Here is a 25,854-nt window from a genome sequence, read left to right on the forward strand (position 1 = left end):
ACGCTGTATCACGCCGGGTGCCCCATACATGCCGCAGGCATGTGTGGGATCATTCGCGCAAAAGCGCGAACAAGCTTCTAGGTACGCCAAGCCTTCAGGCTTGGCCCTCTCTAGCTGACCCGCAAGAATAGGGGGCTTTAGCCCCTGGCGTACGCTCTCCACAAAATGGCCAACATCCGCTAAAAAGCAGAGCATCTACGCCCATACAATACTCTTCAAAGAAAGAAGCTCGCCCCAGAAGCAGGCCCATGGTCCCGTTCCTCCGTCGCTTGAGTGCATCCGCCGCAATCCTCTGCGTCGCTATCTTCTCCATAACCTCCATTCACTGGCTCCTGGTCGGCGACGCGTCGCTGATCCACTACATCACCTTCCTCATCGACCGGGGCAGAGTCCCCTACCGCGACATCGTCGATGTCAACTTGCCCGGCACCTACGCCGTGGAATGGATCGTGATTCATCTCTTCGGAGGCGGTTCTCTCGCATGGCGCCTCTTCGACATCGCGTTGGGCCTCATCGCCGCCGCTGAAATGACCCTACTCGCGTGGCCCTATGACCGCCTCGCCGGTGTTCTCGCAGGAGCCGTCTTCATTCTCATTCACGGGCGCGACGGAATGAACGAGCTCGGTCAACGAGACCTCGTCATGACCGTACTGCTTCTTGCATCGGCTGCTTTCTTTGCTTCTGCGCTTCGCAGAGATCGCTTATCTCCCCTCGTCCTCGCTAGCCTCTGCTCCGGAATCGCGTTCACCATAAAACCCACAGCGGTTCTTTTCTGGATCGCCATGCTGGCATACGTCATCTACTTTCGTGCGAAGACAACAGGGACGAGAGCACAAGCCCTCCTCGGCAGCGTTCTATCCTTTCTCATCGCTCCGGCAATCGCCGTATGTTTCCTGCTCCGCATCCACGCGCTCAACTTCTTCTGGCAAACAGCCACGGGACTCATCCCACTCCACAACCAGTTACTCCGCCTGCCAACCAGCTACTTTCTCTTTCATCCGCTTCCCTCATCTCTTCTCCCTCTGCTTCTCCTCTGGCTGGCTGTCCTCGCAATCCGCTATAAGAAAAATCTCGACCTGTTCAGCACAACCGAGAAGCTGGTAGCCATCGCATTTCTCGCCGGCCTCGCCTCGTTTTACCTGCAAAGAAAGGCCCTGCCCTACCACCGTTATCCCGCAGACGCATTTTTTATTCTTCTTGCCTGTCTCGGCTTCTCTCGAGCTCTCGAGCAGCGCCCGCCCATAAAGACTCTCAACACCATCGCAGCCGCAGGACTCCTCTTCACCTCTCTCATCCTTGCTCCCCAGTGCCTTCTAAAAACCTTTCCTCTGCGCTCCAGCCCTAACGACTTCAGCCAGCTCTTGCAAAAAAACCTGCTGACACTCGGAGGCCCCACGCTGGACCGAAAGGTTCAATGCATCGACTTCACCTCCGGATGCATAACTACCCTGTATCGAATGCAGCTCGAGCAAAGCACCGGCTTCCTCTACGACTGCTACCTCTTCCAACCGGAAGACAACTCGGTCGTGCGCCAGTACCGCAAAGAATTCTGGAAGACTCTGACCGCTCACACACCCGATGTGCTCATCCTGAGTAATCAGGATTGCGGCCGCCCAAACAACTACGACAAGATAAATCGCTGGCCCGAACTCGCGAGCCTCATCACCAGCAATTACAGGCTCTACAAAGAAGTTCACCCGCCCGACCCCATTCACTGGGCCAGCACAAGCGTTCCGTCGAACAGCTACAGACTGTATCTACGGCAACGCTGATTCGGCACAAAGGTTCTTCGCATCGTCGCGTCTCGAATCGTTCAGCTTCGACACAGCCTGAGGTTTGACAAGCAATTTTCACGCTCTCTATAGTCATTCCGATTTCATGAACGATAATCCATACATTTTGGAGACCGAGTGCTCATTCGATTTCGAAGACAGTTCATCTACTGTCTCGCCCTTTTTGCGAGTTTTTTATGTTTTACCGGGCCCCTATCTGCTCAGACACTCTACGGAGGCCTCACAGGTGTTGTGACCGATCCCAGCGGATCGGTGGTTCCCGGAGCGCAGGTCACCGCCGCTAATCCCTCTACCGGCTTCTCCCGCACTGCGACGACGGATTCCTCGGGAAGCTATCAATTCACAGATCTACCGCCGGGCGTTTACAACATCACTTTTTCCGCAACCAGCTTCGGCCAAAGCGTCAGCAAAGGTGTGCCCATCAGCGCGAACCAGACCAGACGCATCGATACAACGATGACGGCTGGAGCTGTGAACGAAAGTGTCGAGGTCAGCACTGCGCCTCCGGCTCTGCAGACCGATCGTGCCGATGTCAATTACGAGATCAGCCCCACCCAGGTTAAAGAGCTGCCCACGACATCGACCGCCGGTCGTAATTTCCAGGGCCTCTATCGCCTCATTCCCGGAATCCCGCCGCCAACAGAAAACAACTCGCAAGCCGGAAATCCAGGCCGCACGCAAGCCGTAACAGCCAACGGAGTCTCCAACACGATCAACTCCACCAAGATCGACGGCGCGGCCGTAGGCTATCCGTGGCTGCAGTCCATCGTCGCGTACATCCCGCCCACCGATTCCATCGAATCCGCCAACATCGTCACCAACAGCTTCAACGCAGAGCAGGGCGCGGCCGGCGGAATCGCCGCAAACCTGATCGTGAAAAGCGGCACCAATCACTTTCATGGGAGCGCATGGGAGTACAACTCCATCTCCCAGTTCAACGCCAGACAATACTTCGTCCGCACCTCGACCACACCAATCGCCCCCAAGAACATCTACAACGAATTTGGCGGCAACGTCGGTGGTCCTATCCTCAAAGACAAGCTCTTCTTCTTCTTTGGATACAACCGCGTCTCCCTGCGTCAGTTCAAAACCGGTTCAGCAATGAACGTGCCTCTTGCCGCGTTGCGCGGCGGCGATTTCTCAGCCATCAACACGCCCATCTACGATCCGGCAACAGGAAATGCCGACGGCTCAGGTCGCAGCCCCTTTCCGAACAATAAAATTCCAGCCTCGCGTCTCAGCCCCGCCACGCAGAAGATCCTCGCGCTTCTGCCGACAGAAAAGATCAATGCCACCTCTGGAAACTATCCCGGCGGCGCCGTCCTGCAGTACGATCGGTCCTCTTACGACGCCAAGGTAAGCTACAACCCCACGTCGCGAACAACCTTCTTCGGAAGGTATTCAGTGCAACGATCGCTGATCGTGGATCCTCCCGCCCTGGGAGGCGCCATCGGCAACACCTGGGATGGCGGTCAGCCAGGCTCTGCGCCCGGCACCATTCAGAACATCGGCCTCGGCACCACGCACGCATTTACTCCCAACTTTCTGTTGGATGCGAATGCGGGCTTTGTTCGAATCAATCTTGCCTCCCATGCCCCCGACTACGGCCAAAACGTCGGGCTCGACACACTCGGAATCTCCGGAACCAACGGTTCAACTCCGTTCCAATCCGGTACCCCCGGCTTCATCCCCTCGAACCTGTCAAGTTTCGGAAACTACATCCAGTCCAATCCATTTCAGTTTCGCGACATGCAGTACGTCGGCAATGCCAACGCTACCTGGATTCGCGGCAAGCACGCCTTCCGGTTCGGAGGCGAATACGTTCACTCCGCCATCAATCACCTTCAGGCCAACAACGCAGGCCCCAGAGGTCAGTTCACCTTCACCGGAGGCGTCACCGGAAATAACAGCAGTGTCGCGGCAGACGGTCCAAACTACTACCGCTCCGTCGCCGACCTTCTCCTCGGTCTGCCTCAAGCCATCGGCAAGACGGTTCAGCTCTTCCAGCCCAACGGTCCGCGCTTCTCTTCATTTGGCTTCTATGCGCAGGACACCTGGAAGGCCACTCCCAACCTCACCGTCAACTATGGAATTCGTTACGAGTACTACCCCTTCGCGAATCGAGACCATACCGGCGTCTTCCGCTTCGATCCTGCTACCAGCAATGTCCTGATCGGTGGACGCGGCAACACACCCACCAACACAGGTGAGGACGTAGGCCACGGTCAGCTGGTTCCTCGCCTCGGCATCAACTATCGCATCAACGACAAGACCGTCATTCGCGCAGGCGCCGGCCTCACCGTCGACCCGGAAAACTATCGCTTCTTCCGCGACTCCTACCCCGCGCTAATCACCCTCAACAACACGGGAGCCAACAACTACATTCCCGCAGGCGCGCTAACCTCGGAAGGGGCAACCACTCTTCCCAGCGGAACTCTCACCGCGGGAATCCCGACCGTCGGCATTCCCGATATCTCCTCAGGCGTCGTCCCGCTGCCCTACAACTACACCACCCAGACTGCTCCCCAGAAGTGGCGACGCGGATATCTCGAGACATGGAATCTGTTCATCGACCGCGACATCGTTAAGGATGTTGTCGTGAACATCGGTTATGTCGGGACCCACCACGTTCGCCAGGTGGCTGGACTGGACATCAACGCGGGAGGAGTGAGTCCGCTCGGCGCGGCAAGCCGGCCACTCTTCAGCAACGCGAATGCTCCTGGCGGAGCGCGGCGTTACACCGGCCAGATCCTCAACGTGCTCCCATTTGGAGACGTGGAGTACTCCGGAATGCAGCTCCAGATCAGCGATCGCCAGCTCAAGTCCTTACAGTTTGGCTACAGCTACACCTGGTCGCACTCCATGAACAACTTCGACACGGACAGCACACTGGCGGCCTTGACCTTCAATGTGCCCTCTCAGCTCAAGCGAAACTTTGCCAACTCGCAGTTCGACCGCACCCACCTCAATGCCCTGTGGACGGTCTACCAGATGCCCTTCGGCCCCGGACGCCAGTTTCTTAATCACGGAATCCTCGGGCGCATCATCGGTGGAGTCGACCTGAACACCATCACGACCTACTACAGCGGGCGCCCCTTCCAGATTACGGACACATCGCAAAATGGAAACGGAGACACAGTTGTTCCCAACCAGGTCAGCAATTTGAAACTGAATGGAACGAAATACACCGGCGGCTCGACAACATTTCCGTATTACTTCGTCAACCAGGGCAACATCGTCAAGCTACCTTCGAGCGCCGCCAACGGAAACGTCGGCCGCAACTCGATTCGCGGCCCCGGATACTTCAACCTCGACGTCGGCCTCACGCGAAACATCCCCATCTACCACGAGATGGCCATCGTCCTCAAAGCTGAATCCTTCGACGTAACCAATACGCCTCAGTGGAGCAATCCAACCGCAAACGTCAACGACTCCGGATTCGGGCAGATCACCAGCGTGATCTCCACCAGCAATCGAACCCTCAGATTCAGTGGCCGCATCTCGTTCTAACCCGCATCTCGCTCTAGAAGAATGGATGACAAATTCGTACCATTGAATTTGTCATCCTGAGCGAAGCGACCGCAGGGAGCGCAGGTCGAAGCACCTGCGGTTGCATCGCTCAAGAGCACACCCACGCACTTGAGCACACTCAAAAGACAAGTCACTCGGCAACATCTACCAACCATCGCCATCTCAAACAGAAGCCAAGCAGCTTCAAACAAAAACCACGTCATCTCGACCGAAGCCGCGCAGCTTCACCGCGCGGCGCAGTGGAGAGATCCCTGTATTTAGTCTTTGTTCTTGCCGTTGCCTGTTTTCGATCTAAGGCCGATCCAGAATGTTTCCGGATCGGCCCACACCCTTAAACCGGCTTGACGATCCCAACCTCGCGCTCCGCCCGTCTTCCGCCCAGGTACCCAAACAGCGCGATGTAGATATAGCAGACCGCCGGGATCACAAACGCGTGCTGTACTCCAACCACATCCGCCAGATGTCCCTCGGCCAGTGGAATCAGCGCTCCGCCCACAATCGCCGCCACCATCAGGCTCGACCCCTTCGACGTCAGCGGTCCCAGCCCCGTCAGCCCCACCGTAAAGATGCTCGGAAACATCACCGAGTTGAACAGCCCCACCGCCAGGATCGCCCACATCGCCGTGTGCCCATGCGTCAGGATCGACATCACCACCAGCGCGCCGGCCAACACCGCCGCTGTTCCCAGCACTAGGCTGGTCCGTACCTTCGTCAGCAGCCACGATCCGATAAACCTTCCCACCATCGCGCCGCCCCAGTACAACGCGACATACCGCGCCGCTACGTGCTCCGGCAGCCCCGCAATGTCCGACAGGCCGAAGTAGTTCACCAGGAAGCTCCCGATCGAGACCTCCGCCCCCACGTACACAAAAATACCCAGCGCTCCGGCCAGCAGCACCGGATGCTTCCAGATGCTGTCCCCCGTCGTGTCCGCATCCATCTCACCTGGCCGGATGTCGCGCGTAAAGTCCATCGTCGGCAGCTTCACCAGCGCCAGCGCAATCGCCAGCAGAACCAGCATTAATCCGATTCCCATATAAGGGAGCCGCACCGACGAAGCCTGCTCCGAGCGATACGCCTGCAGAGCCGCCGCCGAAAACGACTTCAGCTTCTCCGGCGCAAGCGGAGCCGAAGCCAGGATCAGCGCTCCTCCAAAAAATGGAGCTACAAAGGTCCCGAACGAGTTGAACGCCTGCGAAAGGTTCAACCGTGACGCCGCAGTCTCCGGAGGTCCCAGATTCGCCACATAAGGGTTCGCCGCCACCTGCAAACTCGTGATCCCTGCCGCCAGAATCACCAGCGCCGAAAGAAACAGCCCGAACGAGGCCGCTGTCGAAGCTGGAAGAAACAGGAAGGCTCCCGCTGCCATCACCAGAAGCCCGATCACCATCGTGCCCTTGTATCCCCTCCACTCCACCAGCTTCCCCGAAGGCAGGGCAAAGATGAAGTAGGACGAGAAGAAGCAGAACTGCACCAGCATCGCCTGCCCGTAGTTCAGTTCAAAGATTCCCTTCAGATGCGGGATCAGGATGTCATTCAGACACGTCAGAAATCCCCACATGAAAAAGAGCATCGTCGCGATGCTCATGGCCCGAACGTCAGTCTTGCGAGCTCCGGAGTGTTGCGTGCTGGTTGCTGTACTGACGCTAATGGCCATCTCTTTGATCCCCTACTGCATTACGAAATTGTTAAAAGACTTGCACCACATCCCATCCTAATACGCATTAGAGAAAGACCACTTGAACCCACCTCAGAAGCCGTCATCCCGGGCGCAGCCACCTCAGAAGCCGTCATCCCGAGCGCAGCCACGTCTAAGCCGTCATTCCAAACCAGACCACCTCTAAACCGTCATTCCGAGCGAAGCCGAGGAATCCCTGTATTTCGCCTGTACCGCCAGGAACACCGTGGTGCCCCAATCGCGTAGCGCGATCCGTATCCGTCATCAGTGCCGAACAAGGCCCCCGTACAACCCCTGTCAACCCCTACTCACCCCTAAACCTTAACCCGTCAGTCACATCCTCAGTGCCGATGAGTTCCCTCCGCCTCGCTATACTTAAAACAGGAGATTGAATCGAGCCCCAAAAGAAGGGACTCAATCCGAAGTCCGGACTTAAGTTCCATCTCTGGAAGACTTTGCGCAATTAAGATAGGGGGTCCCCCCTCAGAACGACCAGGACAGAGAGCCAGATGACCACACCTCGCGACCGGAACTTCCGCATGCCCGCCGAATGGGACCCTCACACCGCCACCTGGATCGCCTGGCCCCATAACGCCGAAGACTGGCCCGGAAAATTCCAGCCCATCCCCTGGGTCTACGCCGAGATCGTCCGCAACCTCTCCTGCTGCGAAGACGTCCACATCCTCGTCAACGACGAAGCTTCCGAGAAGCGCGCCCGCCACATCCTCCTCCGCGGCGGAGCCAACATGGCCCGCCTCCACTTCCACCCCTGGCAGACCGACCGCGTCTGGCTCCGCGACTCCGGCCCCATCTTCGTAAAAAACCCCAAGAGCGAGCTCGCCCTCAACAACTGGCGCTTCAACGCCTGGGCTAAATACGATAACTGGCGGCGCGACGACCAGATTCCGCACCACATCGCCAAGCTCTACGGCCTCGAAGAGTTTCAGCCGAAGGTCACCGGCGAAGACGGCAAAGAGCACCGCCTCGTCCTCGAAGGCGGCTCCATCGACACCAACGGAGCCGGCGTCCTCCTCACCACCGAAGAGTGCCTCCTCTCCGAGATCCAGCAGCGCAACCCCGGCGTCTCGAAAGAGCAGCTCGAGCAAGCCTTCCACGACTACCTCGGCATCGACCAGACCCTCTGGCTCAACCGCGGAACCGCCGGCGACGACACTCACGGCCACATCGACGACATCACCCGCTTCGTCGCCGAAGACACCATCCTCACCTGCGTCGAGCCCAGCACCCACGACGAAAATCACCTTCCGCTGGCCGAAAACCTCGACCGCCTCCGCTCCGCCCGCAATCTCGACGGCAAGCCCTTCCGCATCGTCGAGCTGCCCATGCCCGCCCCCGTCGTCTTCGACAACCAGCGCCTCCCCGCCAGCTACGCCAACTTCTACATCGGCAACGACCTCGTCCTGGTTCCCACCTTCAACGACCCCAACGACCGCCATGCCCTCAACCTCATCGCGGACTGCTTCCCTGACCGCCGCGTCACCGGAATCCACTGCATCGATCTCATCTGGGGTCTCGGCGCGCTACACTGCATGACGCAACAGGAGCCCGCGTAAACCGATTCTCCTTCGCGGGCATCCAAACATGCTTTACTGTTACGTTTCGTAATTAAATTTCGGAGACCTGATGCGAATCATCCCTTGCGCCCTAATGTTCTCTGCTGCCATCGTCGCAGCGGCCCAGCAGAAGCCCATCCTCCTGCACGACGCCGCCCTCGTGGACGGCACCGGCGCTCAGGTCCGCCCGCACGTCGACATCACCCTCCATAAGGGCTACATCGAGAGCGTCAAGTCCACCTACAAAAAAGATGCGCCGAAAGGTGTCGACATCGTTGAATGCGCCGGCAAGACCATCATTCCCGGGCTCATCAGCGCGCACTCGCACCTCGGCATCCTGCTCGACAATGCCACTCCTTCGGCAAACGCATACACCACCGAGAACGTCACCGCTGCCCTCAACCAGTTCGAGCGGTACGGCGTCACCACCATCGTCTCTCTCGGCCTCAACCGCGATCTCGTCTACGAGCTTCGCGACCAGCAGCGTGCAGGCAAACTTGGCGGAGCCACCATCCTTACCGCAGGTCGCGGCATCGGTGTTCCCAACGGAGCACCCGGCCTCGACGTAGCGCCCGACCAGATCTACCGCCCCGCCAATGCGGACGAGGCGCGCAAAGTCGTCGATGAGCTCGCCGGGCATCATGCCGACCTCGTCAAGATGTGGCTCGACAGCGGCCACGGCAAGCTTCCTCCCATGGATCCTGCCGTCTACACCGCCGTTATCGAAGAAGCGCACAAACGCCACCTGAAGGTTGCGGCACACGTCTACGCCTTCGCCGACGCGAAGAGCCTGGTCAACGCCAACGTCGACATCTTCGCCCACTCCGTCCGCGATCAGGCCGTCGACTCCGCCTTCGCTACCTCTCTCATCGATCACAAGATCTGGTACATCCCCACTCTCACACTCGACGAGGCCTTCTACCTCTACGCCTCCGATCCCGATGTCATGAAGTCGTCCTTCTTCCAGCAGGCAGCCGGCCCTCAGCTGCTCGCGAAGCTACAGGCCCCTGACTACGCCGAAAAGACCCTGGCCGCACCCCAGACCGAACAGGCAAAGAAAGATCATGAGATGGCCATGAAAAATCTCAAGGCCCTCCGCGATGCCGGAGTGAATATCGCCTTTGGAACCGACTCCGGCGCCGTTCCAGGCCGCATCCCAGGCTTCACCGAGCATCGCGAGCTCGAAGACCTCGTCGCTGCCGGCCTCACGCCCCTGCAGGCCATCACGCTGGCGACTGGCGAGAACGGCCGTCTGCTGCATGAAATCAACCCGAAGGTCACTGTCGGACTCGTCAAGGAAGGCTACTCCGCCGATCTGATCATCCTCTCTGCCGATCCCTTGATGGACGTCCGCAACACCCGCCACATGGATGCCGTCTACCATCACGGTGTCCTGGTCCCCAACACTCCACCGCAGAACTAGACCGCTACACTGAATCAGATGGAATTGCACGAACACTCTGACGCCTTCGACGAGCGCATGATGCGCCTCGCCATCGCTGAGGCGCTCGCCGCCGAAACCGCTGGTGAGGTTCCCGTCGGAGCCATCGTTCTCGCGCCCGACGGCGAGACCATCGTCGGCCGCGGTCAGAACCGCGTCCTCCGCGACAGCGACCCCACCGCCCACGCCGAGATCGTCGCCATACGCGAGGCAGGCCGCGCGCTCTCCAACTATCGCCTTCTCACCAGCGAAGGCGGCTGCACTCTCTACGTCACCCTCGAGCCCTGCGCCATGTGCGCCAGCGCGATCCTGCACGCACGCATCGCACGTCTCGTCTACGCCTCCGACGACCCCAAGGCCGGAGCCTGCGGCAGCGTGCTCGCCGTCCTGAACCATCCCCAGCTCAACCACCGCACCGATCTCCGCGCCGGAGTCCTCGCAGAAGAGTGCAGCCTGATGCTGAGCGATTTTTTCCTCAAGCGCCGTGGAAAGAAACGAGCCGACCCGCATCCTATAGATTCAGAGGAAGCCCTCCTCGGAGGCAGCGATGACGACGAAGAAAAAGTGGTCCGCGAAGGTTAAGAAGGCAGCCTAGCTTCGCTCTAAATTCATCGCACACGAAAGGATTCTCATGCCAGGCCGTCTTTCGGGCAAAGTCGCCATCGTCACTGGATCTTCCTCAGGCATCGGCCAGGCCACCGCCGTGCGCCTCGCCACGGAAGGAGCCAGCATCGTCGTCGACTACCGCAGTCATCCCGAAGGAGCCGACGAGACCCAAAAGCAGATCGAAGCCGCGGGCAGCAAGGCCATGATCCTGCAGGCCGACGTCTCCAGGCTCGACGACACGCAAAAGCTCGTGGACCAGGCATGGCAGCAGCTCGGCTCCTGCGACATCCTCGTCAACAACGCCGGTATCGAAAAAGGCGCCGACTTCTGGGACGTAACCGAGAAGGACTACGACGAGGTCCTCAACGTCAATCTCAAGGGAGCCTTCTTCCTCACCCAGGCCTTCGTCCGCCGCCTGCGCGAGGCAAAGCGCCCGGGCCGCATCATCAACATCAGCTCTGTGCACGAGGACATGGCCTTCCCGCACTTCTCCACCTACTGTGCCTCGAAGGGTGCCATGCGCATGCTCACGCGAAACCTCGCCGTCGAACTTGGCCCGCTCGGTATCACCATCAACAACATCGCCCCCGGCGCCATCATGACCCCCATCAATCAATCCCTGCTCGACGACAAGCCCAAGCTCGAGGCCCTGCTCAAAAACATCCCGCTCGGCCGCCTCGGCAAATCCGGAGAGGTTGCAGGACTCGCGGCCTTTCTCGCCTCAGACGAAGCCTCGTATATCACCGGCAGTACCTACATCATCGATGGCGGCCTCATCGTCAACTATCACGAGCAATGAAAAAAGGTCACGTAAAATATGCCTATGGAGCTGACTGTCTACACTGCGGCATGGTGCCGCGACTGCCGCGAGGCGAAGCGCTTTCTCGCCTCGCATAACATTCCCTACCGCGAAGTCGACATCGAGATTACCCCGGGTGCCGCGGATCTCGTCCTCGCCAATGTAGGAAAGCGTGCAATTCCGCAGTTCGTGATCGACGGAAGATGGGTTCAACCCTATCGCCCCGGCTATGGGTTTCTCCACGACGAGATGGCCGAGCTCTTCGGGGTCAGCAACGCCTGATCTTATTTCTAAATGCTCATGGACAGGCTCCGCGACCTGGGTTTTGGTCAAGGTCATAATCGATCTAGCATCCCTATTTGCATCGCATAACGATATAACCCCCATGTCGTACCCGCGGCTTCTTCACATCCGCAGTAAAATGAAGGAAGAACCCTCCCGAAAGCCAAGTCAGGAAACTATTTATGATCCCCCGCTATACCCGCCCTGCTATGGGCCGTATCTGGTCAGACGAGAACAAGTATCGCTGCTGGCTGAAGGTTGAAGCCGCCGCTTCGCAGGCGCTCGCTCGCTTCGGTCTCGTCCCGCAGGAGGCCGCAGACGCCATCCGCGACAAGAGTGACTTCACCGTCGAACGCATCAACGCCATCGAGGCCGAGGTGAAGCACGATGTCATCGCCTTCACCACCACGGTGGCCGAGCACATCGCCAATCCTGAGCACTCGCGCTGGCTCCACTACGGCCTCACTTCTACCGACGTCGTCGATACCGCGCAGGCGCTGCAGATCCGCGAAGCCTCCACCATGATCCGCGCCGGCATCGTTGCCCTGTCCGACGTCCTCAAGCGCCGTGCCTTGGAGTTCAAGAACACACCCATCATCGGCCGCACCCACGGCATCCATGCCGAGCCCTCGACCTTCGGGCTCAAGCTGCTCCTCTGGTACGCCGAGATGCAGCGCAACCTCACCCGCTTCGACGCCGCCGCTGAGGACCTTCGCATAGGCAAGCTCTCCGGAGCCGTAGGCACCTTCGGCCACCTCAAGCCCGAGCACGAAGAGGCCATCTGCGAAGAACTCGGCCTCAAGCCCGCCGACATTGCTACCCAGGTCCTGCAGCGCGACCGTCACGCCGCTTACATCTCCACGCTCGCCGTGCTCGCCAGCTCACTCGACAAGATCGCCACCGAGGTCCGCCACCTGCAGCGCACCGAAGTTCGTGAAGCCGAGGAATTTTTCTCTGAAAAGCAGAAGGGCTCAAGCGCGATGCCGCACAAGCGAAACCCCATCACCTCGGAGCAGATCTCCGGGCTCGCCCGCGTCATGCGCTCCAACGCCCAGACCGCGCTTGAGAACGTCGCCCTCTGGCACGAGCGCGACATCTCGCACTCCTCCGCCGAGCGCGTCATCTTCCCCGACTCCACCATCCTGGCCGATTATCTGCTGGCGAAGACGACCAACCTCATCGACAAGCTGCTCGTCTACCCGGCACGCATGTTGAAGAACCTTGAGTCCACCGGCGGCCTCATCTTCTCCGGCCAGCTGCTGCTCGATCTTGCCGAGTCCGGCATGAGCCGCGAAGACGCCTACCGCCTCGTGCAGGGCCACGCCATGAACTCCTGGAAGAACGAACTTGTCTTCCGCGACGAGATTGCCAAGGTCCCTGAGATCACCGCACGCCTCAGCCCGGAAAAACTCGCCCGGGCCTTCGACTACAACCGCCAGTTGGCCAACGTGGATGCAATCTTCGATCGCGTTCTCAAACCGCGCTAAACATCTGTATGTGGAATCCAGACCTGCATGGGCGAAGGCGCCCGGTTCGCCCATGCATAGTAAGGAATCAGCATAAGAGTTGTAGCTGTGCCTTGCTTATTCTCCGAAGCCCCGGCCCTGTAAAGATCCGTAGACCCGCTAGCCACAACCTGCCCCGGATGCTCGAGCACCGCGATACCGCCCAACATCTCCGGCTCGAACCGCACTTTGGTCTCGCCCTTGAGAGAAGCGCGCAGATTCGAAAGATTTAGATCGTGACTCTGTACTTTCTGATCCAAGCCTTCCATGCAGAACACCACCGGCCCTCTTTGCATCGCCGCCTTGCCAACATCCTCCATCACAGCTGCATTGGCCTGCAGCATGCGTGGCGTCATGTCCATGGCCAGCTCGATCTTGTCGCCCGCATTCCAGGTTCGCCAAACCGCCAGATACTCTCCAGCTTTCGCTCCTTCGACAGTTTTTCCGTTAACACGAACAGACGTCTTCTCCGACCAGCCAGGAATCCGCAGATAGACCGTGAACTCATGCGATTTCGCGGGCGAGACCGTCAGCTCCACATCGCCCCTCCACGGATACTCCGTCTTCTGCGCGATCTTCAAGCCTGTACCATCTTCCAGGTGCCAGTCCATCTCAGAGGCGTCGTAGAAGTGAACATAGATACCGTCCTTGCTGGTGCTATAGAAATATCCCGGCAGCGATGCGAACGTACGCTCAATATTCGGGGGACAACACGTCGTGTCGTACCACGGGTTGCGGATCACATCTCCCGTCGCCGGCTCGAACGCCAGCGGATTGCGGTAGCAATACATCTTTCCATCCAACGACATTCCGGAGTTGATCCCGTTGTACAGCGCCCGCTCCATCACGTCGGTAAATCTCGCCTCACCGCTTGCCGCCAGCATGCGCGCGTTCCACATCATGTTGCCGATCGCGGCGCAGCTCTCGCCGTAGGCGCGCGCATTCGGCAGCTCGTACGCATCGCCGAACGACTCGCCTTCTGCACGAGCCCCCACACCTCCCGTAACGTAAAGCTGATGCGAGACGAGGTCCTGCCATAGAACCTCAAGCGTCTTCCAGTACGCCGGATCGCCAGTCTCCAGGTAGTAGTCCGTCGCGCCGCAGCAGGCGTACATCGCGCGAACCGCATGCCCTTCCAGCTTCGTTCGCTCCGGAAAAGGAATTCCGCAGAATGTGTACGTAATCGTCCGCTGCGAAAGCTTCCATCTCGTATCGCCATGCAGGATGTATCCGGCAAGGTCCAGATACTTTTTGTTTCCCGTCGTACGATACAGCTCGATCAGCGACATCTCGATCTCGGGATGTCCGGACACAATCGGTTTCTGCTCCGGTCCCGGGCCATAGTTCGGCAGCAGAAAACCATCGACAAACCGTATCCCCGCATTCAGCATGGTGGGATCGCCCGTCGCGCGGTAGTAGGCAATCGCGCCCTGCAGATAATGCCCCATGTTGTACAACTCGTGCCCTACCTCCTGCGTGTGCTGCTGCATTCGCAGAGGCTTGCGGTCTTCGATGTAATACGTGTTCAGATACCCGCTCGGCTCCTGGACCGCGATGATCTCCTGAATCTGCGCGTCCGTCACCTTTTGCAGCGAAGGATTCGGGCCGGACTGCAGGGCGAACCCGACCGCCTCCGTCCACTTGTACATATCCGAATCCGAGTACACCGGTCCCTTCTGCGGCTCATTCGACTTCCCCTGCATGCGTTCAAAATTGGTCATCCGCCCGTGCTGCACCAGCTCTTCCCGCATGCTCGGAATGCTGATCTCCACATTGGTCTTCCTCCGGCTCGCCCAATAGCCGGTCACCGTAACCGCTCCCACCGGAACCTGTCGCAACTTGGCATGAGGGGACTGGGAGAAATCCATTGGAGGTTTCATCTTCCAGTCGGGGAGTGGCTTCGTCGCCTCATCCTCGATTCCATAGGCTCTGCGAGGATCGATCAGGACAGCTGCTGCAGCTAAACTTGTAGAAGCAAGAAAATTCCGGCGTGAAACCAGTTCAGACATCATCATCTCCTCAATTCCCATCAAGGCTGTCTCTTCCCGTTCCAGCTAAAATGACGAAGAACGCGGAAAGCTCCGACTCCGCATCTTATAAAGCCTCTATCTTCTTCGTCGAGAAGAATCGAGACATGAAGTCCGCACCGCGGCACGCAAGGCTCCGCCGCCATTCATCATGACGCACTCCCTCATCCAGATCGTAGACGCCGCCCTGGCCTCCGCAGTTGAACGCAGCGGCCATCACCTCGTCTGCCGTCCTGGCTGCACCCAATGCTGCCACGGCGTCTTTCCCATCTCGCAACAGGACGCCCACCGTCTCCGCAGTGGCCTCCACGTGTTACAGCAGCGGGACCCGCAACGAGCGGACCGCATCCGCACGCGGGTCAACGAATCTCTCGCCCGCCTCGGTCCGCTCTTTCCCGGAGATCGCGCCACCGGCATCCTCGACGAAGACTACGAAGACTCACAACTCTTCGCGGACGAATCCGAAGACAGCATCGGCGACACCGAACCGTGCCCCGTCCTCGATCCCACCACCGGAACCTGCGATCTCTACGAGAATCGACCCATCGTCTGCCGCACCTTCGGGCCACCCATGCGCACTCCCGAAGGCCACCTCGCCACCTGCGAGCTCTGCTTCATCACTGCCTCCACCGAAGAGATCGCGGCCGGTGAGCTCGATCCCACCGTGCCCGCGCGAGAGACCGCAAGCAACGAAGCCTTCAACGCCAAGCACAACGTCCATGGCGAAACCATCATCGCCTATGCCCTTCGCAGATAATGCACTCAGGGGTGCGGAACGCGAGTTCCCGCTGACCCCACTGGCAGAGGGGTTCGCCCGCTCGGTGCGGGATTTTCAACCGCAGGAGCATCCGTAACCTCTGCGTCATTAATCTGAAAGACTGTGGCATCCTTCGGCATCTTCAAGCGCCCATCGACAAGGTACGCCACCACAATTGCTCCCGAGACCTCCGGGTTCAGCGCGACCAGCGGAATGATGTACTTCTTACTCTTCACCAGCGATTCCGTAACGCCATCCACGTTGTGGCTTCGCGGCATATTTCCCGGAACCTGCGGAATGACAAACGCGGTCATCTTCAGCTCCGGATGTTTTTTCCCATAACTCACAAGCGAACGCGCCACCTGTTTCGGAGTCGTCAGTCCGGCATCCGCTATGTAATTTCTATGAATCGCATGCGGGAAGTACATATCCAGCGCAACGCGCGAAAAATCGGCGCAGTTATGCACAAACAGGTTGAAGTGTCCGACATTCTTCTTGTCGTTCACATACGCGATAAATCGTTCATCCTGCTCGCGCGTGGTCTCCACCTGGAACCCGTGAATCGTGCGGTCGTAGGAGGCCCCTACCAGCTGCACCCACTCGCCCTTCGGAGCCGTACCTGCCGCTGTATCCGGAGCCAGCTGCTCCAGGTACGTTCGCCGATACGCATCCCTCACCTCTGCGACACCGGCTTTATCGATCGTCGCCGGTATCTGATCCATGGAGTTCACCGCATACAGATAAGGAATCAGTGGAACTGCGATCCAGTCGTATCCGTCAATCTTGTGATAGCGGCTGATCACGACGCCATACTCGCCGTCGTGGCACATCCGCAGCTCCGTGGGGCTCTCGGCACAGACGCGATTCAAATACATCGCCGCATGTCCGGTCGGATTGAACGCGCCGAACGCGCCATACGGCTCCTCCATCAAAAGCGCAACCGAAGCCTCCGCCCTCCTGCTCATCACCGGGGAAAGTACAACCGCACAAAATACTGCAACAACGCTGAGTTGCCTCTTCATCCGACCTCTTCCCTCTCGCCGCAAGCCGTGAACCGGCCTATGTTCTTTATCATATGAAAACCCGTCTCCGCGGCGTTTGATTTGCTCCTAGGCGATAATCATTCCAGTGCCTGAAACCCTTCCAGCCACGCGCAACTTGACCCTCGCCGTCACCGGGGCGAGCGGCAGCGTCTATGCCATCGAGATGCTGCGTGCCCTGGCCGCCGACGAGCGCGTCTCCCGCATTCACTTCGTCGCGTCAGAAAGCTCGCTGCGCGTCTTCGCAGAAGAGCTTGGCTTTAGCGGACGCTCTGGCCTCGCTGAAAAACTTCTCGGCGCTCCCTGCACAAAGCTCCGCCAGCATGCGGATGCCGACATCGGTGCCAGCATTGCCAGCGGAAGCTATCCCTCCAGCGCCATGATCGTGCTTCCCTGCTCCATGGGAACCCTCGCTGCTATCGCCAACGGCCTGGCCTCGAATCTCATCCATCGCGCCGCCGATGTCTGCCTCAAGGAGCGCCGCCCCCTCATCCTGTGCGTCCGCGAGACTCCGTTCAACCGCATCCACTTGCGCAATATGCAACTCGCCGCCGAGGCAGGCGCCACAATCTTTCCGGCAATTCCAGCCCTCTACAATCATCCCCAAAGCACCACGGAGATGGCGCGCCAGTTCGTCGATCGCGTGCTCGCGCACATCCAGCTTCCTCAGCCCAACGCCTACCAGTGGCGCGGCGACGAAGACTAGATATAAAGGTCGTCATTCTGAGCGGAGCGCAGCGAAGTCGAAGCCTGCCCTGAGCGAAGTCGAATGGGAATCCCTGTATTTCGTCCGGGCAGCCCATACTTAAAAAAATAGAAATCAAAAAACTCCTACTTCACAGAAGCAGCAAAGCTTCTCTCACCGCCCTGAAGCGGAGGCTGTGAGCGCAAAAACATCTCCGTCGTCTCTGCCGCCGGCTGCCAGCACTCCAGTGGCGCCAGATGTCCGCACCCTTCAAGGACGCTGAGCGTAGAGTTCGGAATCTCCTCATGCATCCGCCTTCCCACCGCCAGCGGAATCAACTGGTCCTGCGCTCCCCACACCACCAGCGTCGGCTGTCGAATCGCATGCAGCCGAAAATCCAGCAGGTCGCGCCCGCTCGTCATCGACGCCATACTGCGCTCCACGACCCATGCATCCCGTGCGATCTTATCGAGCACCGCCCGCACCACGAAATCGGGCAAGGGGTGCGGGTTCGGATGCGGATCTGGCGAAAGCACCGTCGCCAGGCGGGAGAGTCCCGGGGCATTCGATGGGACAAACAGCTCCGAGCCGAAGTTCGCTGGAAAGTAGATTCCCGCCGCGTCATAGACCACCAGCCGGTCCACCATCTCCGGATGGTCCAGTGCCAGCTTCATCGCAATCCATCCGCCCATCGACCATCCGCCGACAAACGCATGCGGAAGATGGACCGCCTGCGCGAACGAAACCACCGCGGCCTCTTCCGTCGTGATCGAGTAATCCGACTCCTTCGGCTGCGACGATCTTCCATACCCCGGAAGGTCCGGAACATACACATGAAATCCATGCGCAGCCATGGCCGGAATCATCTTCGACCAGTCCTCGCCCCTGGCTCCAAGCCCGTGAATCAGCAACAGCGGCTCGCCACCGCCACCCGCCGGCTGCGCTTCAAAATAATGCAGGCGATAGCCGCCGGCATCGACGTACTCACTCCTCACACCTTCACGTCGAAGCTGAAATCGGACTTGCTGGTCGGCCACCCACAGCGGGTTGAAGTAGAAGAACAGGCCTCCCGCCACAGCAACAAGTGCCAGCATCAGCAAAGCACGCAACACAACCTTCATCGCGCTGTCATCTCCGCGGCCTTCAGGGCTCGTTGAATCACGTCTAATGTAGCCGCGCCCAGATTGTAACTCTCTAAAGAGACCTCGCCACGCGGCACCCACCGGGCTTCGGCTGCATCGTCGCCACAGGCAAGCGCCAGAGCCTCGTCGTCCCCAAAACAGAGCCACTCCACCAGAACATAGTGAAAACGTACTGTGCCGTCTTCATCCCGCACGATGCGATCGATCGTTGCGACAATTTCAACGGGGCGCACCCGCACTCCCGTCTCCTCGAAGACCTCGCGAGCGATTCCCTCCGCAGTCGTCTCCCCCAGCTCCAGAGCGCCGCCCGGCAACGACCATGCGCCCAGCAGCGGCTCACGCCCACGCCGGATCAGCAGGATCTCCGCGCCGCGCACCACAACTGCGGCAACTCCCACAATCGGAACCTGTGGGTACTCGCGCCCGCTTCTGGCCGCTTCTTCTCCCATGCTCACTTCAGCGGCTTGCCGAACTCTTCGCCAAATACAGTGTGACCCATCTCGAACCGTCCGCCGTTGTACTTGTCCGGCCCCTTCAAATGTCCGATACCCAGCAGGGCCACAACCCAGTAGCTCATCGGAAGACGAAGTACCTCGTGCACCTTGTCCTGCTCGAAGCCTTCCATCGGAGCCGTGTCGTATCCCATCGTCTCGGCCATCAGCAGCATGTGGGTAAACGCGATCATCACGTGCTTATTCAGCCATCCGTGCATCTGCTCCCTGCTGAATCCGGAGAGAAAGTTGGTGACGCTGGCACCGGCCTGCGACGCGTAGCTCTCCGGCATCCCGCCTTCGCGGCCCTTCTGCAGCATCAGGTCGAGATCCTTACGCCATCCATCGGCATCCCCACAGGCCACAATCACCGCGGAGGCTTCCTCCACCTTGGCCTGGTTGTAGCTCGCCGCGCGTAGCTTCTTCTTCTGCTCCGGCGACTGCACCACCACAAACCGCCACGGCTGCATGTTGTATCCGCTCGGCGCATGGAGACCCGCATCAAGGATCTGCTTCAGATCCTCCCGTGGAATCGGCGTCCCGTCAAAGCTCGGCGTAGCCCGCCGCTCCGCAATTGCCTGGGTCAATGTCTTCCTGGTAGCTGCCATCGTCCTCTATATTCTCTTTACTAGGATGTCATCTTCACGGACAGGGCTTGCTGCCCCCGTTGCGCAAAGACAAAGGCGTCTTCAAGATAGCACTTCGCTGCAGGCTCTGAATCTCGCCCCGGTAAAATCTCGACCTCAGGGTTGCCTTCTCTGCAAACGTGTAACTCGGGCGTAAGGCAAAACGGCGGGCGTTCCATCCTCCGACAGAATCACACCCAGACACTTCCGCAAAACTGTCCCGGTCGAAGCGGAGGGATCCGCTTTACCACCAGTTCCAACACTTCACAGCATCCTCAATGGATCTCATTCATCGCGAGCTCCGTCGCGTACGGACTCTGTCCTGGTACCTCCGACAGAATCCACACTCCATGAAATCCCTTGCGAAGCTCTGGATACGCCGCAACCAGAGCGCTCATCGCATCGGTATTACGCTTTCTCGCCGCCACGGCGTCGCCAATCTGATCCACCTTCAGTCGCGCCATCACATCGATCTTGTCCTTCGCCAGCGAATCGTCCACTCCCAATCCGATAAAGTGATACTCCGCTCCGTCCGCTCCCTTCACCACCAGCGGTGACTCCGCGCTGATCCCCCCCGATAAGGCAGGCGGAGCCGCCGTGCCCTGCTCATTGCGCAGCTTCTCCAGATGCGTGCTCAGAATCAGTCCCGAGGGATTCAACAGCACCTCTGCCTGCTGGTAGTAGAGCCAGGCGTTCCACGGCTCCTTGCTCTTCGCCATCGTCCGCGCCGAGGTCCAGTACCACAACCCATCATGTCCCGCCGCCGTCATCGCCCCGGGATAGAAGCCTGCCATCTGCCACTGCCCTTGCACCTGCTGCATCAAAAACGACAGCCGCCACGGGGTCGCGGTTCCCCGCGCCTCAACAATAGCGAAGCCATATTTTCCTGCCGGAAGCGCAGGAATCGAAAAATCGGCCTCCGCGATCGACCGGTTCAGCGTGCACAGGAACTGAGCATTTCCCGGCTTGCCATCCGGTCCCGGCTTCAGTTCGCTCGCATCCAGCAGATAAACCTGCTCCACTGCCAGCGCCGCTCCCTTTACCTTCGCCGAAGCATTCCCCACCGCTCCCTGGATCGCTCCAAAGTTCTTTGCATACTCTGCGATCGTCACCGCCTGCAACCCCGCAGCGTCATCGGCCTGAACCTTCTCCGCCATCCCTCGCGCCGCATTTGCCAATGCATTGCGATCGGAGTCCGTCATCGCCGACTGCGTCGTGCAGGTCTCGCCGCGAGCCACGCCGCACGCCAGCCCCATCGCGAGCATCATCACGCTCCAACGCACAGCTCCCGGAATGCTACAAAGCCTCCGCACTCTTTTGTCCTCCTCGCAACGAACTCAAGTCTAGTACACGACCACTTCGCACATACCCGCCATATCCTTCGACGCCGATTCGCCCGGTTCGGTCATCCAATCCAAAAACAGCCTCTCCGTACTGTTCCCCACCGGATGTCGCATCTATAACAACCTCATCGCGATGGATGCCAATGGATAGTACACCTTTAGGGCAACGCTTCAGAGCCTGCCCCGAGCGTAGTCGAACGGTCTCCGCAATATTCTGCGCCTTGGCTGTCCCCCCGCCCTCCGTGTTACCCTTCTCCCACTTCCCGAGGCAGGAGTCCGTTTCGCAGTGAAAAAAGAGGCCGTCACCGACGCAACCCCGCACAGCCAGCTGACCATGCAGGTCGTCGAACATGTTCGCTCCCTCATCGCCTCTGGAGAGGTCAAACCCGGCGATCGCCTTCCTCCTGAACGCGAACTGGCACGCGAGCTCAAGATCAGCCGTTCCAGCCTCCGCGCCGGAATCGGCTTCCTCTCCGCCATGGGCGTGCTCAAAAGCCGCCACGGCGCAGGAACCTTCGTCTCCAGCGGTCCTCCCGCTCTCGACTCCAGTTCCCTTTCCGTCCTCGGAGCCCTTCACGGCTTCCTCCCCTGGCAGATGTTCGAGGCCCGCCTCGTCCTCGAGTCCTCCATCGCCGCCCTGGCCGCCGAGCGCGCCACCGACGAACACGTCGCCGAACTCGCGGAAGAGGTCGCCGAGATGTACGCCTCCCTCACCGACCCCCAGGAATATCTCATCCACGACGTCCGTTTCCATCGCACCATTGCCCGCGCCGCCGGCAATCCCATCCTCGGCGCCCTGATGGAGACCATCACTGCCAACCTCTACGAGCTTCGCTCCAAGACCGTCCAGAACGCCCAGGACCTCAAGGAATCCGCCGAGATGCACCGTGAGATCTTCCGCGCCATCCGATTGCGCAACCCCGCGCTCGCCCGCCAGACCATGGAGAAGCACCTCAACCTCGCCCGAACCGCCCAGGCCGCCGAAACCGAACAACCTCAATCCGAACCCGACTCTGACCCCGACTCCGTCGAGGCCGTGAGGGACTAGACCTGCAGCTCCTATTGCGCCGACGCAGAGCATCCATATAGCCTGTGATCGTACCTCGGCAGTCCTCCGCCCGCTTTCACGGTTCAGGTTCCAGTCAGGAGACTCTACTCACGGCTTCCACCAGCGGCGCTGTGAACGGAGGCTATGCGGGCACGGTAAATCTGTGCCCAAAATCGCCTCTTAGCCGAAGGAGTCCATGATGTCTGAACATCGCAAGCACAACGCCATCAATTACATTGAATTTCCTTGCAAGAATCCCGAAGCCATTAAAAGCTTTTACTCCAAAGTCTTTGGATGGAACTTTCAAGACTGGGGAGAGGATTACATCTCATTCAGTGATGGGAGCCTTGAAGGCGGCTTTACTACAGCGGAGTCTGTCCATCCCGGGGGTGCCCGGGTGATCCTCTACAGCCACGATCTGGAAGCTACATCGACTTCAGTGAAAACTGCAGGCGGCGTGATTCACAAGGATATCTTTGCCTTTCCTGGAGGACGACGTTTCCATTTTCTTGATCCCGATGGCAACCATTTAGCCGTCTGGTCAGAATAAGTCAGAAACCGCCGGGTACTCATTCAAGCAAACGGGTGCCCGGCTGGTGAAGAAGCATGAGTGGGCATTCCAGCGAAGCTCTGCCACCCTGCTAAACTGGCCCTTACTGCACCCATGCCTGACACACAGAAAAAGTTCTACCTCACCACCCCGATCTACTACGTCAACGCGCGTCCCCACATCGGCCACGCCTACACCACCATTGCGGCCGACGTCATCGCCCGCCGCCAGCGCCTCCTTCTAGGCACAGAGAACGTCTGGTTCCTCACCGGAACCGACGAGCACGGCCAGAAGATCCAGCGCTCCGCCGAAGCCGCCGGAATCCCGCCGCAGCGCTTCACCGATGAGGTCTCCGAGCAGTTCCGCGGGCTCTGGCAGCGCATGGGCATCACCTACAACGACTACATCCGCACCACCGAGCCCCGCCACACCCAGGGCGTCCAGAAGCTCTTCTCCGAGCTCTACTCGCGCGGCCACATCTACCTCGATACCTACACCGGCCAGTACTCCGTCGGCGAGGAGATGTTCGTCGAAGGCCCCCCGGGAACCATCGGCCCTGACGGCAAGCCCACGGAGACCGTCACCGAAGAAAACTTCTACTTCCGCCTCTCCGCCTTCCAAGCCCAGGTCATCGACCTCATCGAATCCGGTGAGTTCTGCATAGAACCCGAAGCCCGACGCAACGAAGTCCTCAGCTTCCTCCGCGGCGATGTGAACAATGGGACCGAGACAAAGCTTTCCGCCAAAGGCACTCCCTACGTCGCTGGAGCCCTCAAAGACCTCTCCATCTCCCGCAGCTCCTTCGACTGGGGCATCCCCGTCCCCGAGCCCGCCGCCAGCACCACGCAGAAGAAACACGTCGTTTACGTCTGGCTCGATGCCCTCACCAACTACATGACCGCCATCGGCTATGGCAGCGACGATCCCGCGCAACAAGCCCAGTTCGAAAAGTTCTGGCCCGCCGACCTCCACCTCGTCGGTAAGGAGATCATCCGCTTCCACTGCGTCTACTGGCCCGCCTTCCTTCTCGCCGCCGGTCTCCCGCTCCCCAAAAAGGTCCAGGCGCACGGCTGGCTCCTCTTCGAAGAATCGAAGATGTCCAAATCACGCGGCAATATCGTCCGAACCGAAACCATCCTCGATGCCTTCGGTGGACTCAAGCCCAAGCCCATCGACTGGCCCGGCGCCCCGCTCTCCGACCAATACTGGAAGCACGAGCAGGATCTCTTCGGCTCCGACGTCCTCCGCTACTTCCTCCTCCGCGAGATCCCCTTCGGCCAGGACGGCTCCTTCTCCTTCGACGCCCTCGTCCAGCGCTACAACTCCGACCTCGCGAACGGTTACGGCAACCTAGTCAGCCGCACGCTGTCAATGATTGAGAAGAATCTTGATGGCAATCATCCTGCTTTGGCGCTGCCCTCTACTGCAGCACTTGCTGAAGCAGCAAAGGCCCTTGAGTCTTCCGCCGCAACTCTCGTCGAGAACCTCAGCGCCGACTTCTCCGACGCGCGCTTCACTCGGGTCCTCACCAACATCGCCTCTTTTATCACCGAGGTCGACGGCTTCTTCTCCCTCAGCGCGCCATGGAAGCTCGCCAAATCCGAAGAGCCCTCCGCGAAGGAAGACTTCCGCGCCGTTCTTGCCATCACCGCCGAAGCCATCCGTATCGTCACCGCGCTCCTCTACCCCATCCTTCCCTACTCGACCGCAAAGGTGTGGGAGCAGCTGGGCCTGGGCGACATCGAAGCAGCCGCAAAATCCGACCAGCTCCACGACCTCGCCTGGGGCGGCCTCAAGCCTGGAACAAAACTCGGCCCCCTCGGCCCCATCTTCCCTCGCGCCGACAAAGGACTCATCCAGATCATGACCGACGCAGAACAGAATCCCGTCCCGCCCACGCCCTCGAAGTTCGTCGACGAGAAGACCACCCACACCACCCCCGCGCCCTCCGACCCCACCCATCCCGGAGCGGCCCCCCGCACCAGCATCCTTCCCCACCACGATCCCGCCTCGCAGGTCGGAGCCTCCTCCGCTCCCGTCCCCGATCTGGCCCGTCCCCCCGCACCCCACACCGAAGCCCCAGCCTCCGGCATCTTCGCCGGTTCGGCAGCCTCCGGCACCCAACAGATCGCCATCGACGATTTCATCAAGATCGACCTCCGCGTGGCGAAGGTCCTCGTGGCCGAGCGCATCCCCAAAGCCGACAAGCTCCTCCGCCTGGAGGTCGACCTCGGCTACGAAAAGCGCCAGATCCTCTCCGGCATCGCCCAGTGGTATGCCCCTGAAGACCTCATCGGACGCCGCATCATCATCGTCGCCAACCTCGCGCCCCGCAAGATGCGCGGCCTCGAGTCCCACGGCATGCTCCTCGCCGCCTCGCACGGCGAAGACGGCAAACCCATCCTCGCCACCTTCGCCGAATCCGAAGAGATCGAGCTGGGCTCTCGCCTCAAGTAAGATCGCTTAGAGATTGAATGCCCACCTTAGGCGCTCGCAGCTGCTAAGGTGGGCATTCACGCATCATGCGAACGATTCCACGAGTTTGTCATCTCGACCGGAGCGGCAAAGCCGCGGAGTGGAGAGATCCGCTTCTCTGCCACTGCCGAGTGCATCCGCCCCTACCCCTTCAGCACAGCCTTCAATAACCCCGGAAACTGCGCATCCAGATCCCCCCGCCGCAGCGTATTCATCAGCAGCTTCCCATCCTTCCGCGTCGCCACCAGTCCCGACTCGCGCAACACCCTGAAGTGATGCGACAGCGACGACTTCGGCCGATCCACCTCAAATACGCCGCACGGCTGCTCCCCCTTTGCCGCAAGCTGACGCACAATCCCCAGCCGAATCTCATCACTCAGCGCATACAGAACTGCCGTCATCAGCAGCTCTTTTCTCGATGGCTCCTTCGGTAGAAAAATCGGCATCCTACTCTCCCATGA

The 25,854-nt window shown here is 59.6% G+C and carries 21 protein-coding genes; 13 read left to right on the forward strand and 8 right to left on the reverse strand.

Annotation, left to right across the window (positions count from 1 at the left end):
• The first annotated feature begins 248 nt into the window (after positions 1-248).
• Together AC5S26_RS20415 and AC5S26_RS20420 are read left to right on the forward strand one after the other, a co-directional pair.
• Positions 249-1,772 carry a glycosyltransferase family 39 protein gene (locus AC5S26_RS20415; RefSeq protein ID WP_494186783.1) on the forward strand — a complete coding sequence of 508 codons (1,524 nt, stop codon included), beginning with the start codon at positions 249-251 and terminating at the stop codon, positions 1,770-1,772.
• 138 nt (positions 1,773-1,910) lie between these two features.
• Entirely contained in the window at positions 1,911-5,303 is a 3,393-nt protein-coding gene (locus AC5S26_RS20420) for a TonB-dependent receptor (protein WP_494186784.1), read from the forward strand.
• Between the two features lie 352 nt (positions 5,304-5,655).
• Here the strand turns inward: AC5S26_RS20420 and AC5S26_RS20425 are convergent, their stop codons facing one another.
• Complete coding sequence (locus AC5S26_RS20425; RefSeq protein ID WP_494186785.1) at positions 5,656-6,981, reverse strand: sugar MFS transporter; 1,326 nt, start codon at positions 6,979-6,981, stop codon at positions 5,656-5,658.
• Positions 6,982-7,511: 530 nt separating this feature from the next.
• Here AC5S26_RS20425 and AC5S26_RS20430 point away from each other — a divergent pair.
• The 6 genes from AC5S26_RS20430 (at position 7,512) to purB (ending at position 13,191) form a co-directional block, all read left to right on the forward strand.
• On the forward strand, positions 7,512-8,576 hold the full coding sequence (locus AC5S26_RS20430; RefSeq protein ID WP_494186786.1) for an agmatine deiminase family protein: 1,065 nt from the start codon (positions 7,512-7,514) through the stop codon (positions 8,574-8,576).
• A 70-nt stretch (positions 8,577-8,646) separates the two neighbouring features.
• Positions 8,647-9,999: an amidohydrolase family protein gene (locus tag AC5S26_RS20435; protein ID WP_494186787.1), complete on the forward strand. Its 1,353-nt coding sequence runs from the start codon at positions 8,647-8,649 to the stop codon at positions 9,997-9,999.
• A 24-nt stretch (positions 10,000-10,023) separates the two neighbouring features.
• Positions 10,024-10,599, forward strand: coding sequence for a tRNA adenosine(34) deaminase TadA (gene tadA, locus AC5S26_RS20440; RefSeq protein WP_494186788.1), 576 nt, complete (start codon positions 10,024-10,026; stop codon positions 10,597-10,599).
• Positions 10,600-10,648: 49 nt separating this feature from the next.
• Complete coding sequence (locus tag AC5S26_RS20445) at positions 10,649-11,422, forward strand: SDR family NAD(P)-dependent oxidoreductase (RefSeq protein WP_494186789.1); 774 nt, start codon at positions 10,649-10,651, stop codon at positions 11,420-11,422.
• A 24-nt stretch (positions 11,423-11,446) separates the two neighbouring features.
• Complete coding sequence (locus AC5S26_RS20450) at positions 11,447-11,704, forward strand: glutaredoxin family protein (RefSeq protein ID WP_494186790.1); 258 nt, start codon at positions 11,447-11,449, stop codon at positions 11,702-11,704.
• 182 nt (positions 11,705-11,886) lie between these two features.
• Positions 11,887-13,191, forward strand: a complete 1,305-nt coding sequence (gene purB / locus AC5S26_RS20455) for an adenylosuccinate lyase (protein WP_494186791.1) — start codon at positions 11,887-11,889, stop codon at positions 13,189-13,191.
• On the opposite strand, the gene AC5S26_RS20460 is transcribed toward purB, so the two are convergent.
• Positions 13,188-15,239 (reverse strand): glycoside hydrolase family 127 protein, encoded by a 2,052-nt coding sequence (locus AC5S26_RS20460; RefSeq protein WP_494186792.1) that lies wholly within the window; start codon positions 15,237-15,239, stop codon positions 13,188-13,190. The genes purB and AC5S26_RS20460 overlap by 4 nt on opposite strands.
• 148 nt (positions 15,240-15,387) lie before the next feature.
• Here AC5S26_RS20460 and AC5S26_RS20465 point away from each other — a divergent pair, with 148 nt between their 5' ends.
• On the forward strand, positions 15,388-15,993 hold the full coding sequence (locus AC5S26_RS20465; RefSeq protein WP_494186793.1) for a YkgJ family cysteine cluster protein: 606 nt from the start codon (positions 15,388-15,390) through the stop codon (positions 15,991-15,993).
• Positions 15,994-15,998: 5 nt separating this feature from the next.
• Here AC5S26_RS20465 and AC5S26_RS20470 read toward each other — a convergent pair whose 3' ends face one another.
• Complete coding sequence (locus AC5S26_RS20470; RefSeq protein WP_494186794.1) at positions 15,999-17,015, reverse strand: hypothetical protein; 1,017 nt, start codon at positions 17,013-17,015, stop codon at positions 15,999-16,001.
• A 106-nt stretch (positions 17,016-17,121) separates the two neighbouring features.
• On the opposite strand from AC5S26_RS20470, the gene AC5S26_RS20475 reads away from it, so the two are divergent.
• The gene (locus tag AC5S26_RS20475; protein WP_494186795.1) at positions 17,122-17,739 is read left to right on the forward strand and encodes a UbiX family flavin prenyltransferase; all 618 of its coding nucleotides are present in this window, start codon (positions 17,122-17,124) and stop codon (positions 17,737-17,739) included.
• 125 nt (positions 17,740-17,864) lie between these two features.
• Here AC5S26_RS20475 and AC5S26_RS20480 read toward each other — a convergent pair whose 3' ends face one another.
• The 4 genes from AC5S26_RS20480 to AC5S26_RS20495 form a co-directional block, all read right to left on the reverse strand.
• A complete protein-coding gene (locus tag AC5S26_RS20480; RefSeq protein WP_494186796.1) occupies positions 17,865-18,839 on the reverse strand; it encodes an alpha/beta fold hydrolase in 975 nt (324 codons plus the stop codon).
• Positions 18,836-19,309 (reverse strand): NUDIX hydrolase, encoded by a 474-nt coding sequence (locus tag AC5S26_RS20485; RefSeq protein WP_494186797.1) that lies wholly within the window; start codon positions 19,307-19,309, stop codon positions 18,836-18,838. The genes AC5S26_RS20480 and AC5S26_RS20485 overlap by 4 nt, the downstream gene beginning before the upstream one ends.
• A 2-nt stretch (positions 19,310-19,311) precedes the next feature.
• Positions 19,312-19,959, reverse strand: coding sequence for a nitroreductase family protein (locus tag AC5S26_RS20490; RefSeq protein ID WP_494186798.1), 648 nt, complete (start codon positions 19,957-19,959; stop codon positions 19,312-19,314).
• 293 nt (positions 19,960-20,252) lie between these two features.
• Positions 20,253-21,290, reverse strand: a complete 1,038-nt coding sequence (locus AC5S26_RS20495; protein ID WP_494186799.1) for a hypothetical protein — start codon at positions 21,288-21,290, stop codon at positions 20,253-20,255.
• A gap of 316 nt (positions 21,291-21,606) precedes the next feature.
• Here AC5S26_RS20495 and AC5S26_RS20500 point away from each other — a divergent pair, with 316 nt between their 5' ends.
• From AC5S26_RS20500 to metG, 3 genes are all read left to right on the forward strand, one after another.
• Entirely contained in the window at positions 21,607-22,368 is a 762-nt protein-coding gene (locus AC5S26_RS20500) for a FadR/GntR family transcriptional regulator (protein ID WP_494186800.1), read from the forward strand.
• A gap of 196 nt (positions 22,369-22,564) precedes the next feature.
• Positions 22,565-22,918, forward strand: a complete 354-nt coding sequence (locus AC5S26_RS20505) for a VOC family protein (protein WP_494186801.1) — start codon at positions 22,565-22,567, stop codon at positions 22,916-22,918.
• 114 nt (positions 22,919-23,032) lie between these two features.
• Positions 23,033-25,375, forward strand: a complete 2,343-nt coding sequence (metG, locus tag AC5S26_RS20510) for a methionine--tRNA ligase subunit beta (protein ID WP_494187168.1) — start codon at positions 23,033-23,035, stop codon at positions 25,373-25,375.
• 161 nt (positions 25,376-25,536) lie between these two features.
• On the opposite strand, the gene AC5S26_RS20515 is transcribed toward metG, so the two are convergent.
• Complete coding sequence (locus AC5S26_RS20515; RefSeq protein ID WP_494186802.1) at positions 25,537-25,839, reverse strand: ArsR/SmtB family transcription factor; 303 nt, start codon at positions 25,837-25,839, stop codon at positions 25,537-25,539.
• Positions 25,840-25,854 lie beyond the last annotated feature (15 nt).

This window comes from Edaphobacter sp. FHG110511_03 (assembly GCF_059115365.1).

What these genes read in the sequence shown, in the direction of transcription:
- AC5S26_RS20415 (WP_494186783.1), top strand. Translation starts at nt 249, where the DNA reads ATGGTCCCGTTCCTCCGTCGCTTGAGTGCATCCGCCGCAATCCTCTGC.
- AC5S26_RS20425 (WP_494186785.1), bottom strand. Translation starts at nt 6,981, where the DNA reads ATGGCCATTAGCGTCAGTACAGCAACCAGCACGCAACACTCCGGAGCT.
- AC5S26_RS20430 (WP_494186786.1), top strand. Translation starts at nt 7,512, where the DNA reads ATGACCACACCTCGCGACCGGAACTTCCGCATGCCCGCCGAATGGGAC.
- AC5S26_RS20435 (WP_494186787.1), top strand. Translation starts at nt 8,647, where the DNA reads ATGCGAATCATCCCTTGCGCCCTAATGTTCTCTGCTGCCATCGTCGCA.
- AC5S26_RS20445 (WP_494186789.1), top strand. Translation starts at nt 10,649, where the DNA reads ATGCCAGGCCGTCTTTCGGGCAAAGTCGCCATCGTCACTGGATCTTCC.
- AC5S26_RS20450 (WP_494186790.1), top strand. Translation starts at nt 11,447, where the DNA reads ATGGAGCTGACTGTCTACACTGCGGCATGGTGCCGCGACTGCCGCGAG.
- purB (WP_494186791.1), top strand. Translation starts at nt 11,887, where the DNA reads ATGATCCCCCGCTATACCCGCCCTGCTATGGGCCGTATCTGGTCAGAC.
- AC5S26_RS20460 (WP_494186792.1), bottom strand. Translation starts at nt 15,239, where the DNA reads ATGGGAATTGAGGAGATGATGATGTCTGAACTGGTTTCACGCCGGAAT.
- AC5S26_RS20465 (WP_494186793.1), top strand. Translation starts at nt 15,388, where the DNA reads ATGACGCACTCCCTCATCCAGATCGTAGACGCCGCCCTGGCCTCCGCA.
- AC5S26_RS20470 (WP_494186794.1), bottom strand. Translation starts at nt 17,015, where the DNA reads ATGAAGAGGCAACTCAGCGTTGTTGCAGTATTTTGTGCGGTTGTACTT.
- AC5S26_RS20480 (WP_494186796.1), bottom strand. Translation starts at nt 18,839, where the DNA reads ATGAAGGTTGTGTTGCGTGCTTTGCTGATGCTGGCACTTGTTGCTGTG.
- AC5S26_RS20485 (WP_494186797.1), bottom strand. Translation starts at nt 19,309, where the DNA reads ATGGGAGAAGAAGCGGCCAGAAGCGGGCGCGAGTACCCACAGGTTCCG.
- AC5S26_RS20490 (WP_494186798.1), bottom strand. Translation starts at nt 19,959, where the DNA reads ATGGCAGCTACCAGGAAGACATTGACCCAGGCAATTGCGGAGCGGCGG.
- AC5S26_RS20505 (WP_494186801.1), top strand. Translation starts at nt 22,565, where the DNA reads ATGATGTCTGAACATCGCAAGCACAACGCCATCAATTACATTGAATTT.
- metG (WP_494187168.1), top strand. Translation starts at nt 23,033, where the DNA reads ATGCCTGACACACAGAAAAAGTTCTACCTCACCACCCCGATCTACTAC.
- AC5S26_RS20515 (WP_494186802.1), bottom strand. Translation starts at nt 25,839, where the DNA reads ATGCCGATTTTTCTACCGAAGGAGCCATCGAGAAAAGAGCTGCTGATG.